This is a genomic window from Nostoc sp. UHCC 0302 (assembly GCF_038096175.1).
Taxonomy (GTDB): Bacteria; Cyanobacteriota; Cyanobacteriia; order Cyanobacteriales; family Nostocaceae; genus UHCC-0302.
In genome coordinates this window covers 4,079,560-4,096,617 of the sequence record NZ_CP151099.1, presented here as the reverse complement: position 1 = coordinate 4,096,617, position 17,058 = coordinate 4,079,560, and the positions used below count along the sequence as shown (strand labels likewise).

Annotated in this window: 14 protein-coding genes; 7 read left to right on the top strand and 7 right to left on the bottom strand. The window is 39.4% G+C overall.

Annotated elements, in window-relative coordinates:
• Positions 1-233 precede the first annotated feature (233 nt).
• Positions 234-935: a DUF547 domain-containing protein gene (locus WKK05_RS17705; RefSeq protein WP_341530893.1), complete on the top strand. Its 702-nt coding sequence runs from the start codon at positions 234-236 to the stop codon at positions 933-935.
• Here the strand turns inward: WKK05_RS17705 and WKK05_RS17700 are convergent.
• On the bottom strand, positions 920-1,675 hold the full coding sequence (locus WKK05_RS17700; RefSeq protein ID WP_341530892.1) for a TIGR04283 family arsenosugar biosynthesis glycosyltransferase: 756 nt from the start codon (positions 1,673-1,675) through the stop codon (positions 920-922). The genes WKK05_RS17705 and WKK05_RS17700 overlap by 16 nt on opposite strands.
• Before the next feature lie 27 nt (positions 1,676-1,702).
• On the bottom strand, positions 1,703-2,890 hold the full coding sequence (locus tag WKK05_RS17695; RefSeq protein WP_341530891.1) for an acyltransferase family protein: 1,188 nt from the start codon (positions 2,888-2,890) through the stop codon (positions 1,703-1,705).
• 234 nt (positions 2,891-3,124) lie between these two features.
• Here WKK05_RS17695 and WKK05_RS17690 point away from each other — a divergent pair, with 234 nt between their 5' ends.
• On the top strand, positions 3,125-4,192 hold the full coding sequence (locus WKK05_RS17690; protein WP_341530890.1) for an NAD(P)H-dependent oxidoreductase: 1,068 nt from the start codon (positions 3,125-3,127) through the stop codon (positions 4,190-4,192).
• A 124-nt stretch (positions 4,193-4,316) separates the two neighbouring features.
• Here WKK05_RS17690 and WKK05_RS17685 read toward each other — a convergent pair whose 3' ends face one another.
• Both WKK05_RS17685 and WKK05_RS17680 read right to left on the bottom strand, forming a co-directional pair.
• A complete protein-coding gene (locus WKK05_RS17685; protein ID WP_341530889.1) occupies positions 4,317-4,703 on the bottom strand; it encodes a rhodanese-like domain-containing protein in 387 nt (128 codons plus the stop codon).
• 297 nt (positions 4,704-5,000) lie between these two features.
• Positions 5,001-6,233, bottom strand: a complete 1,233-nt coding sequence (locus tag WKK05_RS17680) for a cysteine desulfurase-like protein (RefSeq protein ID WP_341530888.1) — start codon at positions 6,231-6,233, stop codon at positions 5,001-5,003.
• Between the two features lie 360 nt (positions 6,234-6,593).
• On the opposite strand from WKK05_RS17680, the gene WKK05_RS17675 reads away from it, so the two are divergent.
• Positions 6,594-6,815: a DUF4327 family protein gene (locus WKK05_RS17675; RefSeq protein ID WP_341530887.1), complete on the top strand. Its 222-nt coding sequence runs from the start codon at positions 6,594-6,596 to the stop codon at positions 6,813-6,815.
• A gap of 519 nt (positions 6,816-7,334) precedes the next feature.
• Here the strand turns inward: WKK05_RS17675 and WKK05_RS17670 are convergent.
• The gene (locus WKK05_RS17670; protein ID WP_341530886.1) at positions 7,335-7,586 is read right to left on the bottom strand and encodes a hypothetical protein; all 252 of its coding nucleotides are present in this window, start codon (positions 7,584-7,586) and stop codon (positions 7,335-7,337) included.
• A gap of 412 nt (positions 7,587-7,998) precedes the next feature.
• On the opposite strand from WKK05_RS17670, the gene WKK05_RS17665 reads away from it, so the two are divergent.
• A complete protein-coding gene (locus WKK05_RS17665) occupies positions 7,999-8,541 on the top strand; it encodes a universal stress protein (protein WP_341530885.1) in 543 nt (180 codons plus the stop codon).
• A 469-nt stretch (positions 8,542-9,010) separates the two neighbouring features.
• Here the strand turns inward: WKK05_RS17665 and WKK05_RS17660 are convergent, their stop codons facing one another.
• Positions 9,011-9,496 carry a molybdenum cofactor biosynthesis protein MoaE gene (locus WKK05_RS17660; protein ID WP_341530884.1) on the bottom strand — a complete coding sequence of 162 codons (486 nt, stop codon included), beginning with the start codon at positions 9,494-9,496 and terminating at the stop codon, positions 9,011-9,013.
• 1,100 nt (positions 9,497-10,596) lie between these two features.
• Here WKK05_RS17660 and WKK05_RS17655 point away from each other — a divergent pair.
• Complete coding sequence (locus tag WKK05_RS17655) at positions 10,597-12,609, top strand: ATP-binding protein (RefSeq protein WP_341530883.1); 2,013 nt, start codon at positions 10,597-10,599, stop codon at positions 12,607-12,609.
• Here WKK05_RS17655 and WKK05_RS17650 read toward each other — a convergent pair.
• Positions 12,597-12,776: a hypothetical protein gene (locus WKK05_RS17650; protein ID WP_341530882.1), complete on the bottom strand. Its 180-nt coding sequence runs from the start codon at positions 12,774-12,776 to the stop codon at positions 12,597-12,599. The two genes, WKK05_RS17655 and WKK05_RS17650, sit on opposite strands and share 13 nt — an antisense overlap.
• 397 nt (positions 12,777-13,173) lie before the next feature.
• On the opposite strand from WKK05_RS17650, the gene WKK05_RS17645 reads away from it, so the two are divergent.
• Positions 13,174-16,473, top strand: coding sequence for a PAS domain-containing protein (locus WKK05_RS17645; RefSeq protein ID WP_341530881.1), 3,300 nt, complete (start codon positions 13,174-13,176; stop codon positions 16,471-16,473).
• A gap of 128 nt (positions 16,474-16,601) precedes the next feature.
• The gene (locus tag WKK05_RS17640; protein ID WP_341530880.1) at positions 16,602-17,048 is read left to right on the top strand and encodes a response regulator; all 447 of its coding nucleotides are present in this window, start codon (positions 16,602-16,604) and stop codon (positions 17,046-17,048) included.
• Positions 17,049-17,058: the final 10 nt, after the last annotated feature.

Genomic DNA, 17,058 nt, shown 5'->3' with positions numbered 1-17,058 from the left:
TGGGCTAGGCTACGCCGTAACCCACCACTATCGAACACTAAAGCGTTAAAATCATTGGTGCATTAGCCTTGCCACGCCACTACTGATACCAATTCAATTAATGATTGCAACATATCCTTGGGTTAAGACGCGATAAATCGCGTCTCTACAAATGGTCTATTTGCCACATTCTTTTTTTAAATTGGTATGAATCCTATAGTCAAAAATTGCTGAATTCTCTATTCTTCTTCAAAATGATTGATTTTGAAATTTGGGATACGCTACTTCGTCAGTATGTTGATGAACTGGGTCATGTAGACTATGTTGCGTGGAAAAGAGAGCAGCCCCAAGCGCTTGCTGATTGGTTATCGAGCAAAAAGCAAGTGCATCTAGAATCTAATCTCAACCCTTTAGAGGAATTAGCATTGTGGATTAATCTCTACAATGCATTTACCATTTCTACAATTTTAGAGAGATACCCGCTTGAGTCGATTCGTCCACAAGTTCTAGGAATTCCCAACTGGCTGGCTTTTCTGTGGTTCTTTCAACGCCGAGCATATTACATCTTTGGCAAGCGTTACAGCTTAGCTCAAATCGAGAATCAGATTTTGCGAGATAAACTGCAAGAGCCACGAATTCATTTTGCAATTGTCTGTGCTTCTGTTGGTTGTCCCTTATTGCGTCGAGGAGCTTACTTTCCTGAGCAAGTTATCAATCAGTTAGATGAAGATGCTCATCGCTTTATTAACAATCCTGAAAAAGTTCGTTACGATACTCAGAGTCAAACGCTCTACTGTAGCAAAATCTTTAAGTGGTATCGTCAAGACTTTTTGAAGGTTGCGCCCTCCATTCCAGAATATATCCGCTCTTACTTGAAAGCAGATTTACCCTTGACTGCTTCAAAACCGATTTCTTATCTCTACTATGATTGGAGCTTAAATCAGCGGATATCTTGATAAAACTGCTTCAGGTAATTTGCATCAACACCAATTCCCCACAAAATCCCGATATAGAGATAAATTGCTGTTGCTTTCCAGCTACCCCATTTGGCCACACGACGATCTGAGCTTTGAACAATGCGGTTTACTTGACAAATGTGTCCTTTTTTCACAAGTTTCAAGCATAAATCGCCATCCTCCATAATCGGCAATGTCTCATCAAATCCACCACAATCCCAAAAGTCAATCCGACGGCAGAACATTACTTGATCACCAAACAACAGACGCAATCCTTTAAAAAACAGGTGAGGTTTAAATAATAGTGGTGCGTAATAGGTTTTTAAATAATTATGTAGAGAGATGCCCCAGCGAGTTGTTTGAGAACCTGCCATCAAAGAAATGAATCCGCCACAAGCAACGGTTGGCTTTGTTAGGGTTTGCTCGATGACAGCAATTAAGTCATCTGGAACGCAAGTATCTGCATGAAGAAAGCAAAGAATATCTCCAGTTGCAACGGATGCTCCGTAGTTCATCTGAATAGAACGCCCACGCCGTTCAGATGATAGAACTTTTACACATAGCGTCTGATTGAATGACTCAAAGCCTTGCTTGGCAATTTCTACCGTCTGATCTTCGCTGCCACCATCTACTACTATCACCTCCTTGGCAGGCGGATTAAGTAAAGTCAGCTGGCGCAATGTGCGCTCTAAGCTAGTTGCTTCGTTTAAAGTAGGAATGACAATCGAAACTTGAGACATCCAACTTAAGTAGTTTTATCCTTGCTTTTATTCTACTTGCTTCACGTCAACGGGTTTTAGTCCAAATAAAAATCGGACAATGTTGAAGCGCTTAATCAACAAATCATACAAAGCAATCGTGACTACAATGCTGGCTGTACTAATAATTAAAAACTTTTTTGGTATACTCAAATTCCATTGCACTACATAAAAAGCGATCGCTACTAAAACTGTTTGATGCAGCAAATAAACTGGATAAGCAGCTTGGGCAGCATATTGCAAAGTCCTATTATTAAATGCTAAGTATCGCTGAGATAGCCCAAGTATGGCAATTACCCAAAACCAAGAATTACAGCCCCGCAACATCTGATAGAGAATATATCCCCAAGAGTAGCCACGGACAGGGAGGATATTAGTTACCTGTATTCCTAAGATTACAGACATAGTAATCACTGCTAGAAACAGCATCAGTTTGAGAGATTGAGCAATCGCTTGCCTAAATCTCATGTCAGAACACAAGAGAAAGCCATAAACAAAGTAATGAAGATAAAGCAACAAATTTGCCCAGTCATCATAGAGATTTTGAAAACCAAACCATCTAGGCCGCAATGCACCTTCAATTACAGCTAGTGGTAGAGCAGGTAAAAAAATAGCTGCTGGCTGATTGATAAAAGTTGCAATATGAGAATACCAAGGCTGAACTGAATCTTTTTTAAAGAATAACAACAGCGGTAAAGTAACTAGCGATAACACAAATAGGTAAATTACGAACCACAGGTGCGCCCATTCAAAATTACCTTGGGGACGGATTCCATTAAAAAACTGTGGGTAAAAATCTAAATAAGAACCAATATTTTTATATTCTCTGAGAAGTTTGTAATAGACTTGCACAGGAACCAGCACCAACGTGCCAAAGATGAAGGGTATGAGTAGCCGCTTCAAGCGATCGCTAACATATTGCATTGGCGATCGCAACTGAAGAGAGAACCAAGTCGCAGAACCCGAAATTAAGAAAAATAATGGCATATGCCACTGATGGACAAAGAAAACAAACCATCCAAGAGAAGGACTAAGCAAGCTATTTTTAATATAAAACTCGCCCAATTCCCCTTGGTAAAAAACTGCGGCAGCGTGAAAATAAATTAGTAACAGCACCGCCAGCACTCTTAACCAATCAAGGTCATAGCGTCTGTGAAAGTGACTATTCGTTTTATCTAATTCGTCTTTTAAGTTCATTGATTTGTTGTAAGCCTCAACAAGATATTACTGCTTTAAAAGTTGATACTGAGGCTTATTACCGAAGATGGATTCTATATATCTAGAAAGTCCGGTTGAATGTAAATAATTACAGTAGCGATCGCATGAGTAAGCAAAGCTGCCAGCGGAAAAATCTTCGATTTTTTCCCACTGCTGTATGCTTTGCAATTCTAAAAATTAACTTAATCATTGAAAGACTCTAAGGGCAAAATCATGAAACCAAACGATGAAAATGGCAAACTTCCACCTGAGCAACGCCCTTTCCGCGTGCTAATCATTTCCGGCTCAAATCGCCGTCAATACAACTGTCCTGGCGTTGACTCCAAATCACGCACCCTCATGCTACGTATGGCAGAACGCCTACCCCAAGATTGGGAAATTGACTATGAAGACTTGGGCAATGTATTCGCCCGCGCCAGAATTCAAAGCTGTAACGCCTGTGCATCTACTTCGATGGCGCTTTGTGTTTGGCCATGCAACTGTTACGAACCTAATAATAAAGCTGAACCAGATTTGATGTGGGATCTGGATATGTACTCGCGCTTAGACTTAGCCGATGCTTGGGCAATTATTGGCCCGATCAACTGGTATGCTCCTAGTAGCAACCTAAAATTAATGTTTGACCGATTAGTGTGCATGAACGGTGGAAATCCCCAGGAAGACCTAATTGGACATAAAGATCCAGAAAAAGCAATGGCGTTGGAACATTCACCTGAGTGGGAAGAGTTGAGCTTGAACCACTTAGAAGGGCGCACAGCTGGTTTTTTCTGTTATGGCGATGGCGGAGGGGATGAAATGGGTGAAGATGAACGTCCTCGCTTGTTGAAGCACAAACAATACTTCAATCCAGAGCAAGAGCCATTTGAAAATGAGCGGAATGCCTACGCGCCTCTAGTTTGGCAAAGTCGTTACAGCGGTATTGAAGTTCCCGATCGCCTTTGGCGTTATGCTCAAATTGGTCATGGTAAAAAGTACAGCGATAACCAAGCTGAAGATATACCATCTGAACCAAATTTTTATCAAGAGTTTGACGCTTGGACGGATGCGTTTACAGCGTTTGTACAGCAAAAAGGAAAAGTACAGCCTAATAAATACCGTGCTTATGGGTATACAGCACCAGGACATAAGTTGGCAGACCTGAAGCTGCTATGGCGTAATACTCGTATGCAATTGGGTATTCCTCCCAAAGATTCATCTGTCGCAGAGCAACAAAAAGCAGGTTTGAATCAGGATGTCAGGCTGGATATGAATAAAGGAGAGGGAGAGAGATTGCGCGATTAATTAGCAGTGTGGAACTGTAGGTGAAAGCATAGCTGGGTGATTTTATATAGTGAAAAAACCCCGGAAGCATTAAATTTAGCTTCGCTTTTTATAGTTTCAGTATTCAGGTAGAGCTTTATCTTTTTTAAGCATGGTAATCAGCTTTCAATAGTTTTCCCCATATTGCATCATAAGGATGTACAAGCTTTACTGGGTGTTCATCTTTAAAAATGGGTCTTCCTTCATTAGCCCACTGAAAAATCCCCCCGCTCAAGTTAAAAACGCACTCAAAACCTGCTGCATCAAGCTGCTGGGTTAATATAGCGCTGCGGTAGCCAACGGAACAGTACACAACAATTGGTGTGTCTTTTGAAACTGTCAAAAGTGGTGTTAAATCAGGTGCGATCGCATCAATACGCACTGCTGTTTTGAGATGACTGACTGCATACTCTGCTTGACTTCGCGCATCTACCAGTAATGGCTGTGACTTTGCAGGGTTTGATAACCAGTTAGCCAATTCCTTTGTTGTCATCTCCTGAATAGTCGGAAATTTAAACCTAATCAGGAGTTTAAGAAAGTTGAGCAGGAGTAACAGCATTTTTTAAAACCTTTCTCGTTACTTGTGTAGGACTTACACCCCAGCCATACAAAATTCATGGCTTTATTCTGAACCCAAGTTGCTCCATTTGGGGAGACCCCTACAGCCCTTCTCCTAAAGGAGACGCACTCGCGTTCGGACATCCTACGGCAGGCGCTAGCCTCTCCCCTTGGGAGAAGACTGCACTGGTTCCTCCTGAATTCTGACTCCTGACTCCTGAATTCTTTCTTATTAAAATACTTGCTCAAAAGCTTCAATCAAGCGGTCAACTTCCTCAAGCGTATTGTAATGCACCATACTCACGCGCACTATTCCACCTTGCGATGCTAACCCCAAGTATTCAATTAGCCGTTTAGCATAAAAATCTCCATAGCGAATCGCAATGTGATGTTGATCAATTTTCGCTGGGATAGTTGAGCTGTGAATTCCATCTACTATAAAAGATATAGTCGGAACGCGAGATTTGCGGTTAGCTTTTGATTGACCAATTACACGCACTTTCGGTTTAGAGTTGAGGTAATTTAGTAAGCGATCGCCAATTTTTTCCTCATATATACTAATTAAATCAAAAGCCTGCACCATTTGATTTCTCAAATCAGTTGTAGTTTGATTACCATAATGTATTTGTGCTAATTCACTCAAATAATCACATAAACCTAACATTCCATAACTTAACTCAAAATTAACATTTCCTAACTGGAATTTATAAGGAATATCTGTCTGAGTAATAAAATAATGATTTAATCCAGGCAATTTTAACAAATGTTCTTCTTTACCATAGAGTAAAGCATGATGTGGCCCATATACTTTATAAAAACTCAAAGCATAAAAATCTACATCTAAATCTTGAACATCAATTAATCTATGTGGGGCATAAGCTACACCATCTACACAAATCATTGCTCCTCGCTGATGCACAAATGCCGCGATTTCTTTAATTGGGTTAATAGTTCCCAAAACATTTGAGGCGTGAGTTAAAGCTACTAGTTTTGTGCGCTGACTCATCAATGATTCTAAATCTGTTAAATCCAGTTCTAAAGTATCTGGGCGAATTTGCCAAACTTTAATCTTCACTCCTTGTTTTTCTAAAGCAACCCAAGCCCCGATATTAGCTTCATGGTCGCAGTTAGTAACAATAATCTCATCACCAGATGTTAAAGTCTGACCTAAACAAATTGACAGAACTTTCAACATCATTGTAGTAGATGGCCCCATAACCACTTCTTGAGGAGACTTGGCGTTAATTAAAGTAGCTATTCCCTTAGTTGCTAACGCTAAACGTTCGCCTGCTAGTTGGGAAATCTCATAAGAAGCACCTAATTGCACATCAGATGTCAAGAGAAATTCGCTAATTCTATCTACTACTTTTTTCAGGGTTTGTGACCCGCCAGCATTATCAAAAAAAGTCCATTCACCAGCTAAAGCAGGAAAATATTCACGCACTTTATCAATGTTTAGGCTCATCGTAGATGTCCTCTAATGGATGAAATATGGTAGATAAACTCACAAGCTATAAACAATTAAAAATCAAATAATTCCTGAGCTAAATAAGCCTTAGCTCCAAGTTTTGGCTAATTGCATTCTAAATTGTGATTTATTGAATCCTAGATTGTTAAAGCCATTTTATTACTTTACAACAATACCTCTAAAGGAGGTATCTTAGAGAGTGAAAAAGTGTCTGGCTTACACACATAGCTTACATCAAGAATTAATGTTTCGTTTCTTCATGATTTCCTTTTAAATTATTTGATAATTTAAAGGTATAGCTAAATAAGTTATTGTCTTACACTCTTAATTCCTTGATAAAAAGCGAAGGAATAAGCTATGGATACTACCGTTAGATATCATATCGACGTAATCAAGGAAGAAACAAGTCAACTTGTTAAAAAAGGGCTTGTTAACCGTCAGCAGCCAATTTATACTCTCTGTCAATACATTCCTGCTCGTGACTGGGCTTATTTTGAGCTTGAGTTAGAAAAAAACGAATTTTTGCTTAGAGACAGGATTATCGACCTCCTAGATCGTGAATACTGGGAAGATGATTGAAATTGCCCCTAAAAGCTAAAATATCTCTAGCAATCTACATCATTTGCGAGAAACAAGCTCTCCGAATTCTTAAAGAATTTGGAGAGCTGTGGTTTTTAGCTGAATGGCAAATAAAATAAAAAACCCTCGAATTAGTTCGAGGGTTTTAAACGAGATGATTAAAGCCAGTAGTACATACTAATGTTATATCAAGTTATACCAAATTTCAATAATTTTACTTAATATTAATCAGCTCTAGAAAAAACCCCACCTTTTGGAGCTATGTTTCAGACAATCTCCTATTTTCTCTTTCTTCCCATCTGTGACACCTTCAATTAAAGCCGCAGCTACTCAACGTATAATCATAAGGTACAAAACCTAGCAAAGTTCAAACCTTTGATTGTCTCCGTGCAAAATATGATTTTTATTACTGTGGAGGCTGACACCTTCTAAGTAGGTGACAGCCACGCATTATCTATTAGGTTTTTGTTAAAACACAAATTACTAAATTATACTCAGTTAATTTCTGAGAATTTGATATCAGGCAGATAAATCTTGTACTCCAATCCACCCAGAGATAGATTGACGTTTACTCAGATAAGCTGGAGTACTTTTTAATTTCTCTGTCTGCGAATTTCTAGGTAATTTTCCTATGACGGTCTCTGCTAAAGAACTGGAATTTTTCCAATTATATACTGGCATTTCTTGCCAGCATTCGCGGCAGAACCAGTAAGTTTCGCCACTGCGTATATGTTGTAAAAGTAAGCCGGAACAGCAAGGGCAGTAATTCATATTCTTCTTAAATCTTGTTATAAAAATGTTATTGCAAATCAGGGCAACCACTTGATAAGCCCGTAGGTACTTAAAACAAGCTGTTTATATTTTTACTATAGTTCTGAAATATGAGGAAGTTGTGAGGAACGTAAAAATTCTTACTCTTCTTGTAATATTTATACATAGTTTTTGATTTATTACTACAACTGTTATTTGGCTATATCTTCCTCACAAGTTCCTCAAATTATTTTTATATAAAGGGAATTATAGAAGTTATAAGCAAATAGTTAATACGTTAAATTCAGTAACTATGCTGAAAATAATAAAATTAACTATGCTAGTACGGCTCAATCAAACCACCCAAGAATAAGCTCTAACGTTGCCTTTGGGCTAAGTGAGATTAATAATTCATAATTAAGGATTTTTAGCTATGTTTAGTAAAATCTTGGTGGCAATCAACAATACCGAAAATTACCGTTATGTTTTTGAACAAGCTCTATCTCTAGCATTAGCAACTAATGCTCAATTGCTCTTGTTCCATGTGATATCACCTTTTGATGATGACTACTCAAATGATGTTTCCACTAAGCAAAAAGATAATATGTATGTAACTTTTCACACTCGTGGTGTGAAATACTATGTAGATCAGTGGGAAGCTTTAAAGCAATCGGGAATGAAATTTTTGACATCACTAAGCCATGAGGCGATCGCACAAGGTGTTAAAGTTGACTTTGCACAGAAACTCGGTGATCCTGGTCGGTTAATTTGCGAGATAGCTCATACTTGGAATGCTGACTTAATTATTGTCGGTCGTCGTGGTGTGAGTAGAGTTAGTGAGTTCTTTATGGGTAGCGTCAGTAATTATGTATTGCATCATGCTCCCTGTTCAGTTCTGACAATTCAAGGAACCTCTAGTACCAGAGATAAGCTTAAAGTAGAAACACTTCGAGCAGTTTCAGCAGATTTAAATTGAAAAGGACATTTGCCAACAGAGGCGATCGCATTCTGCTTTGGTCATTGAGCTTACAACAGATTTCAATAAAACTGAAGTACGCAAACTAAGTACTAGAGAATGTTTGAAAAGTATTTTTTGAACATCAAAGCCTCCCAAACCTAACCCCCCTAGCCCCCCTTCCCTACGAGGGAATAGGGTTTTAAAGCCTCTCTCCGTTTCGGGGAGAGGTTTGGAGAGGGGTTTGTAGTATACTTTGCGACTTTTCAAACAACCTCTTAAAGGTATAGCTGAGTTATATAGGTTAGGACAGTGTTTATTGCTCAAAGCCTTGAAGTAACTAGGTTTTTACTCAGCACTTTGCTATAGGTAGACATACAGCGCATTTAGTTTGCATAAACTACAAAGGGCTGTAGGGACACAGCATTGCTTGTGTCCCTACAGCCCTTTAGGAGAAGATTACTAAATCTGCGTCTTTATCTGTGGAATTTTAACAACTTTCTTCTAACTGCTCACAAGCACCAATACTCACCCAGCTGCTAGAACCATCCTCCCAATGTTCTTTTTTCCAAATGGGTGCATTATGTTTGAGAGTGTCGATAGCATAGCGGCAAGCTGCAAAAGCCTCACTGCGATGAGGACAACCTACTGCTACTAAAACGCTGATTTCTCCAACTTGCAAACGCCCAACGCGATGATGAATCACCACTCGCGTTACATCAGTCCAAGAGGAGCGAATATCAGCAGCAATTTGATAAAATACCCGCAATGCCATCGGTTCGTAAGCTTGATATTCCAGCGCTACCACAGGTTTACCATCGGTTTGATTGCGAACCATTCCACTCATTACAACTACCGCGCCATTGGCAGAATCGTCCGCCCTGGCATAGATTTCGTCAACAGATAATGGCGCAAAGCTTATAGCAAAGCTATCTTCGGTTCTTGGTTTAATCGGAGAGGCTAGCATAGTTGTCATACACTGAATTGATACTGGTTGGGATTTGTTTTGAACGGGACTAAATATATTGTCCTTTTACTATCAAAAAAAATAACTTAAATTTTGAAGCTGGCTGATAGATAAAACACCAATTTCAGTACCGCAGTATCTTGGTTGTATTTCTTATGCAAAGTAGAGCAGTAAATTAGGTTAATAAATTCTCTTTTGTTACTGTTTGTAAAATTAAAGTAAATTGGATATTGGGTTTCTCGTCAAAAATTTCAGCTATGGGACGCGCTGCCTCGTGAATTTTGCAAGGCTTCCTAAAACCTAGAATACCAATCTCAGTAATCCTGTAAGAATATCTTCCTTAACTCCTCCCCTCGGAGGCTACTGTGTACACAAGTTATCCCATTAGTCAAAAGTATTTCAAAACCTGTTCCTTTCCTTGGCAAAGGACAGGTTTTGCGTAGCAGAATCAGGGTAAGGTTTTCTTCGGCTATTGGATAAACCATGAATTGCGTCGAGAGTAACTGGTGTGTACACCGTAGGGATTTGCACAAGACGTGTAGAGAAAGAATTAATTCTTTACTGCTCCATACCCTTACACCCCTAGTTTGACACCCAGTCTCAACACACAACTTCTGTACGTAATTCCTGGCAGGGGAATCTTGTGCGGAAGATTTTGATACAAACTCTCTTAAACCAGAAATTGAATTTTAAGGCTTTGTCTTATGGTAGCAATCATTTAATCTACTGAGTAAAAAGTCTAATAAAAACGTAAATCTGATAATATTCCAGTAAAATTACTTAATTAACTAAATTGCACTGTCACTGTCAATTAAAGCGTATTACTATACTAGTAAAGTGATCAAGTTATCTGCTTGTTTACTCTTTGAGATAATCTTATTAATAACTTTATAGAATTATCAAGTCCAGTGACAGCTGAATTGACCAAAAAGCAAATTTCCCATGTGGGCTAACAATAAGCAGATGTATAAGGTACTTGAAAGCAGACTCTTAACAATCAGGCAGCGTTTTATCGTTGCTATCCTTAAACATTGGGTGCTAAATGAATTAAGAGAACTGCTAATAACACGTTGGGCAATTTATAATTCAGCAATATTAGGAAAAATTTAATGAAATCTTTAGTGTCTGACGAAGTAGCAAGGCTGGAGGCTCTTTTTCAGTATCAAATTCTTGACACTCCACCAGAACAAGCATTTGACGATTTAGTATTTTTAGCCGCGCAGATTTGTGACACGCCCATCGCTTTGATTAATCTGATTGATGCTGATCGTCAGTGGTTTAAAGCCAAAATCGGCATAGATGCACAAGAATTACCTAAAAACCTAGGCATTTGTCCATTTTGTATCCAGCAAAACGATATTTTGATTATTCCTGACACACTTGCAGATGAACGGTTTGCCAATAATGTAACCGTCATCGGTGAACCCTATGTGAGATTTTACGCTGGAGTAACCTTGTTTGCACAAAAAGGAGAAGCGATCGGAACTCTGTGTGTAGTCGATCGCGTACCCCGCCAAATCACTGCCAAACAGGTGGAAGCATTGCATACATTAAGCCGATTAGTAATTAAACAACTAGAGATTCGTCGTAACTTACTTGAACTGACAAAACAAGTAGAATCCCAAAGCAACAAAGAAACCACATTGCTCGACGCTACCACAGATGCAATTGTCGTGCGAGATTTATCCAACAAAATTTTATTTTGGAACAAAAGTGCTGAAAACCTTTATGGCTGGAAGACAAAAGAAGTTATAGGTAAAAAAGCAAATGAACTTTTATACAGCGAATCTTTGCTAGAACATCGGGAAATTTACAAGACTCTCTTAAAAGATGGCTCTTGGCAAGGTGAGTTACAGAGAACTAGCAAATCTGGGAAAGACATCATAGTTGAAAGTCGCTGGACACTGGTACAAGATGGAAATTCTCAAGCTAAATCAATTCTAGTTGTTGATACCGATATTACTCAGAAAAGACAGTTAGAAAAGCAATTTTTACGCGCTCAGCGCATGGAGAGTTTAGGCACATTAGCCAGCGGCATTGCTCACGATTTAAACAATGTGCTATCACCAATTTTGATGTCAGTTCAGTTGCTCAAAACTAAAAATCGTGACCATAGTATTTCCCAACTGCTATCAATAGTAGAAAGTAATGCCAAACGTGGTGCTAACTTAGTGAAACAAGTGCTGTCATTTGCTAGAGGAATTGAAGGCGATCGCACTGTGGTTCAGGTAAAGCATTTAATTTTAGAAATGAAGCAAATTATTGCTCAAACATTTCCTAAATCAATTGCAGTCAACACAGAAATTCAGCCCGACTTATTACCTGTTTGTGCTGATAGTACTCAACTGCATCAGGTACTGATTAACTTGTGTCTCAATGCTCGTGATGCCATGCTTGCGGGTGGTATTTTAACAATAACTGCTGAAAATATTTTTATTGATGAAAAATATGCCAGCACGTACTTAGATGCTCATGTTGGTTATTACATTCTCTTGACAGTCGCTGATACAGGAATTGGCATTAACAGTGCAATATTAGATAGAATTTTTGAACCATTTTTTACTACAAAAGAGGTTGGTAAAGGTACTGGATTGGGGCTATCAACAGTAATGGGAATTGTTAAAAGTCATGGTGGTTTTATTAATGTATCAAGTATTGTAGAAAAAGGTACAAAATTTCAGGTTTACTTACCAGCAGTTAATACAGCTGTTTCCCAACCAGTAGAAGATATAGAAATGCCAAGTGGCTGTGGAGAATTGATCTTGGTTGTGGATGATGAAATTGCCATTCAAGAGATAACTAAAGCCTCATTAGAAACCCATAATTATAAAGTCATTACTGCTAGTGAAGGAATGGAAGCAGTTACACTATATGTTCAGTATAAAGATAAAATTAGTGCGGCAATTATCGATATGATGATGCCCAATATGGATGGAACAGCTACTATTCGCACATTGCAAAACATCAATCCAAAACTAGGAATTATAGCTGTCAGTGGGTTAGCAACAAGCGAACAAGTACCAATTAATAAAATAGCCCAGCGCACAACATTTTTGTCTAAACCCTATACAACACAGGAATTATTAAAAAGCCTGCGTTTAGTCATTAATCAATATTCTTGATTAAAAATTCCACCAGCGAATTTTAACTTGGTAAAGTAGACTTGTTGGGAAATAACGTTAGAAATTGCTGAAACACCTGCACCATTTAGGTTGTAAGTATTTTTGAGTAAAATGGCTGGGATAGCTGCTATTACTGAGTTATAGACATTGTTCGGCTTATTTACCAACAACTCTAGTAGACAGCTTAGTTCTTAAACCTACCTATAAAACCTGTTTTACTTCTAAATTGTGCTGTTTAATAATTTTAAAGTTGATCACCGTATATTTACTGTTAAAATACTTTGCCATCAAGTAATAAATGCTATTAGGTTATTTGGTAAACTCAAATTTTGGGTAATTTTTTATAGTATTTAAATTTGGCTAAATTGGACATTAAAGTAAGCATCAATTATTGTCACATAAATGATGTGATCAAAAACACTTACTAAGAAATCGCCTTAACCATATTATCCCGATCATACGTTAGTAAGTGCAGGAAAAATCCATGTAGTAACCTGACAGAAAATTGAAAAGCTTTGCATCAGACAAGCTAAGCTAAATCTTAAGGACTCATGACTCAAGCTCATGACTAAAAAAGATTCTCCCTTAATTTTGGTTGTAGACGACGACGATTTAACGCGAATACATCTGTGTGCGCTAATAAAAGAAGCAGGGTATCAGGTAGCAGAGGCGAGTGACGGTTCAGAGGCGCTAGCTAGTTATACTCAACTACACCCAGATATAGTACTGCTGGATGCTTTAATGCCGATAATGAATGGGTTTCAATGCTGCACCCAATTGCAAGCACTCCCCGATGGCAAAGATACACCCGTATTGATGATTACCGCTCTTGACGATCAAAAATCTGTCGAGCAAGCTTTTGCCGCCGGTGCAACTGATTTTGTTACCAAACCGTTTCAATGGCCAGTCTTGCATCAAAGATTACGCCGGCTACTCGAAGCTAATCGTGCCATTAAGGAATTACGACTACAAACAGAACAGGCACAACTGCAAGAAGCACAATTGAGAATGGCATTAGATGCTGCTCGGATGAGCATCTGGAACTGGGATTTGCTAACTAACAAAATTGCTTGGTCAGATAACTTAGATGTGCTTTTAGGCTGGGAAAAAGGCACTTTCAACGACACATACCCAGCTTTTCTTAACTTAGTTCATCTTGGAGATCGCGATCGCGTCAGTCGAGCGCATCAGCAAGCTATTCGCGACGGGGTAGAATACGACATCGAATTTCGAGTTGTTTTACCAAGCGGTAATATTCGCTGGTTAGCCAGCAAAGGAGTAGTGTTTCGCGACGCAGAGGGAGTAGCTGTGCGGATGTCTGGGGTAGACATGGATATCACCAAACGCAAGCAAGCAGATGAAGCACTAGAAGTTCATGCGAACCAGCAAGCGATTGTGGCAGAACTCAGCCAAATGGCTCTAGCTGGCACAGACTTGACCAAGCTGATGAACTCATGCGTAAGCATCGTATCGCAATGCCTGAAAGTTCAGTCGTGCAAAGTTTTGGAACTACTGCCAGATGGTGAGGGATTACTGCTACGTGCTGGAGTAGGTTGGCAACAAGAATCGGCTCAACAGGAAACCCTTAGCACTGGGATGCAAATGCATCCAGACTACAGTCTGCTTTTTCCAGACGTGGATACTGTTCAAGACTTTGAGCAAGTAGTTAGTGGTATGAGTGTAGTAATTCATGGCAAAGAGCGTCCTTTTGGGATTTTAGGCGCACATTCAACCAAACAGCGCACTTTTAGCAGAGATGACATTTATTTTCTACAAGCTGTTGCCAATGTTCTAGCTACAGCGATTGAACGTCAACGTGTGGAAGACGCCCTCAAAAAAAGTGAAGAACGCTGGCAGTTGGCTGTACGAGGCAGCAATGATGGGATTTGGGACTGGGACGTTAAAACTAATGAGGTGTTTTTCTCAACTCGCTGGAAAGAAATGCTTGGTTACGAAGACCATGAGATTTCTAATTATTTAGATGAATGGGCAACCAGGGTACATCCAGATGATATCGACTTGGTGACACAAGCGATCGCTGACCATTTTGACAAAAAAACTCCGTTTTATACTAATGAACATCGAGTCCGGTGTAAGAACAACACCTACAAATGGATTTTACATCGCGGTCAGGCAGTGTGGGATGAAAACGATAATGCAGTGCGGATGACAAGTTCCCATACAGATATTACTGAACGTAAACTGGCAGAGGAACAGCTGCGTCAGAGTGAAGAGCGTTTTCAGATAGTCGCTCGTGCGACTAATGATGCTATCTGGGATTGGGATTTGCAGACAAATAAAATTTGGTGGAATCAAACTGTAGAGACACTTTTTGGTTACTCAACAGAACAAGTAAATTCCGATGCTGATTGGTGGTGGCAACTCATCCACCCAGATGATCGCCAGAAAACTGGTGCTACAGTACGTGCTGTTACCGTTAGCGGGGAACAATTTTGGACGACTGAATATCGCTTTCGCTGTAGCAACGGTTCTTATGCATACATCTTAGATCGTGGTTATATCCTCTATGATAATACAGGACAACCAGCGCGGATGATTGGTGTAATGATGGATATAACCGATCGCAAACGAGTACAAGCAGAATTACAACGGCAAAACTTGCGATCGCAATTGTTTGCTGATGTCACTCTCAAAATTCGTCAATCTTTACAAATCGATGAAATACTCCGCACCAGTGTCACAGAAGTACAAAAGCTACTACACGCAGACCGTGTATTAATTTTGCGCCTCCAGTCAAATAGCTCTTTCATCGCGGTGCAAGAAGCAGTAGTTCCTGGTTTACCCGTTGTGCTTGGGCAGCAGATTATCGACCCTTGCTTTGCAGAAAGTTACGTCCAGAAGTACCACCAAGGGCGAATTAGTGTTGTTCCCAACATAGAGCAAGCTGATATACAAGCTTGCCACGTTGAATTCCTGCAACAATTTGCCATCAAAGCCAACCTTGTTGTTCCGATTTTCATCAAAAATCAACTTTGGGGACTGTTAATTGCCCATCAGTGCGCCCATCCCCGCCAGTGGATTAGCTGGGAAATTGAACTTTTGCGACAACTTGCAGATCAAATCGGCATTGCTTTAGCTCAGAGCCAAATTCTAGAACAAGAAACTTATCAGCGCCAAGAACTCGCTCGTTCTAATGAAGAATTGCAACAATTTGCATTTGTCGCCTCTCACGATTTGCAAGAGCCAGTGCGTAAGATTAAAACCTTTGGTGAGCGGCTCAAAGCTGCCTGTGGGGATAAGTTAACTGAACAAGAGCGCGACTACCTAGAACGAATGCAGAATGCTGCTTTGAGGATGCAGACATTGATTGAAGACTTGTTGACACTTTCGCGAGTTACTACTAGAGCGCAGCCTTTTGTTTGGGTTAATTTGACAGTGATTGTACAAGAAGTTTTGTCTGATTTAGAAGTACGTATTCAGCAAACTGGGGGACGTGTGCAGATAGGAGAGTTACCTACCATTCAAGCTGATCCCCTACAGATGCGGCAATTGCTACAGAACCTAATTGTTAACGCCCTCAAGTTTCACCGTCCACAAGTACCGCCTATTGTCAAAATTTATAGTGAATTCTTAAGTAACCAATCAGATAAAATTTCTGTTGTTTCTGAACTTTGTCAAATCATCGTAGAAGATAATGGTATTGGTTTTGAAGAAAAGTATCTTGATCGGATTTTTAATGTTTTTCAACGTCTGCATAGTCGCCATGAATACGAAGGCACTGGCATAGGCTTAGCTATCTGCCGAAAAATTACTGAACGTCATCATGGTAATATCACAGCACAAAGCAAACCAGAACAAGGAGCAAGATTTATTGTTACATTGCCAATAAATACGCATTCATAATTTTTATTCCTAGAGAGGGATTACTAACAGACCCTAAAACAAGGTTAATTGTACAATTGTGTCCAATAATTTTTAGGATTTTAAGACTTAATTTCTATTTATAATTAGTGCCAAGGAGACAAGATAAAGTGAATTCTCGGCAGAAAACCGTCACCATCTTAATGGCTGATGATGACGAAGAAGACAGTCTGCTGGTTCGTGAGGCGTTGATAGAAAGTCAATTGCCAATCGAACTGTATATCGTCAGCAATGGCGAAGAATTGATGGATTATTTGTACAATCGCGGGCGATATACTGATAATAGTCGCGCACCGCGTCCTGGCTTGATTTTGCTAGATTTAAATATGCCGAAAAAAAACGGTCTGGAAACGCTCCAAGACATTAAAACTGACCCACAACTGCGGCAAATTCCTGTAGTAATACTGACAACGTCAAGTACAGAAGAAGATATATATACAACTTATAATTTAGGTGCAAACTCATTCATTATTAAGCCAGAGACTTATGCTTCATTAATTGAGGTGATAAATACTTTAGGAAAATATTGGTTTGAAATTGTGGAACTGCCGCTATAAACAAGGGGGA

Excerpts from the sequence above, each read along its gene's own strand:
- WKK05_RS17705 (WP_341530893.1), top strand. The coding sequence starts at position 234 with ATGATTGATTTTGAAATTTGGGATACGCTACTTCGTCAGTATGTTGAT.
- WKK05_RS17700 (WP_341530892.1), bottom strand. The coding sequence starts at position 1,675 with ATGTCTCAAGTTTCGATTGTCATTCCTACTTTAAACGAAGCAACTAGC.
- WKK05_RS17695 (WP_341530891.1), bottom strand. The coding sequence starts at position 2,890 with ATGAACTTAAAAGACGAATTAGATAAAACGAATAGTCACTTTCACAGA.
- WKK05_RS17690 (WP_341530890.1), top strand. The coding sequence starts at position 3,125 with ATGAAACCAAACGATGAAAATGGCAAACTTCCACCTGAGCAACGCCCT.
- WKK05_RS17685 (WP_341530889.1), bottom strand. The coding sequence starts at position 4,703 with ATGACAACAAAGGAATTGGCTAACTGGTTATCAAACCCTGCAAAGTCA.
- WKK05_RS17680 (WP_341530888.1), bottom strand. The coding sequence starts at position 6,233 with ATGAGCCTAAACATTGATAAAGTGCGTGAATATTTTCCTGCTTTAGCT.
- WKK05_RS17675 (WP_341530887.1), top strand. The coding sequence starts at position 6,594 with ATGGATACTACCGTTAGATATCATATCGACGTAATCAAGGAAGAAACA.
- WKK05_RS17670 (WP_341530886.1), bottom strand. The coding sequence starts at position 7,586 with ATGAATTACTGCCCTTGCTGTTCCGGCTTACTTTTACAACATATACGC.
- WKK05_RS17665 (WP_341530885.1), top strand. The coding sequence starts at position 7,999 with ATGTTTAGTAAAATCTTGGTGGCAATCAACAATACCGAAAATTACCGT.
- WKK05_RS17660 (WP_341530884.1), bottom strand. The coding sequence starts at position 9,496 with ATGACAACTATGCTAGCCTCTCCGATTAAACCAAGAACCGAAGATAGC.
- WKK05_RS17655 (WP_341530883.1), top strand. The coding sequence starts at position 10,597 with ATGAAATCTTTAGTGTCTGACGAAGTAGCAAGGCTGGAGGCTCTTTTT.
- WKK05_RS17645 (WP_341530881.1), top strand. The coding sequence starts at position 13,174 with ATGACTAAAAAAGATTCTCCCTTAATTTTGGTTGTAGACGACGACGAT.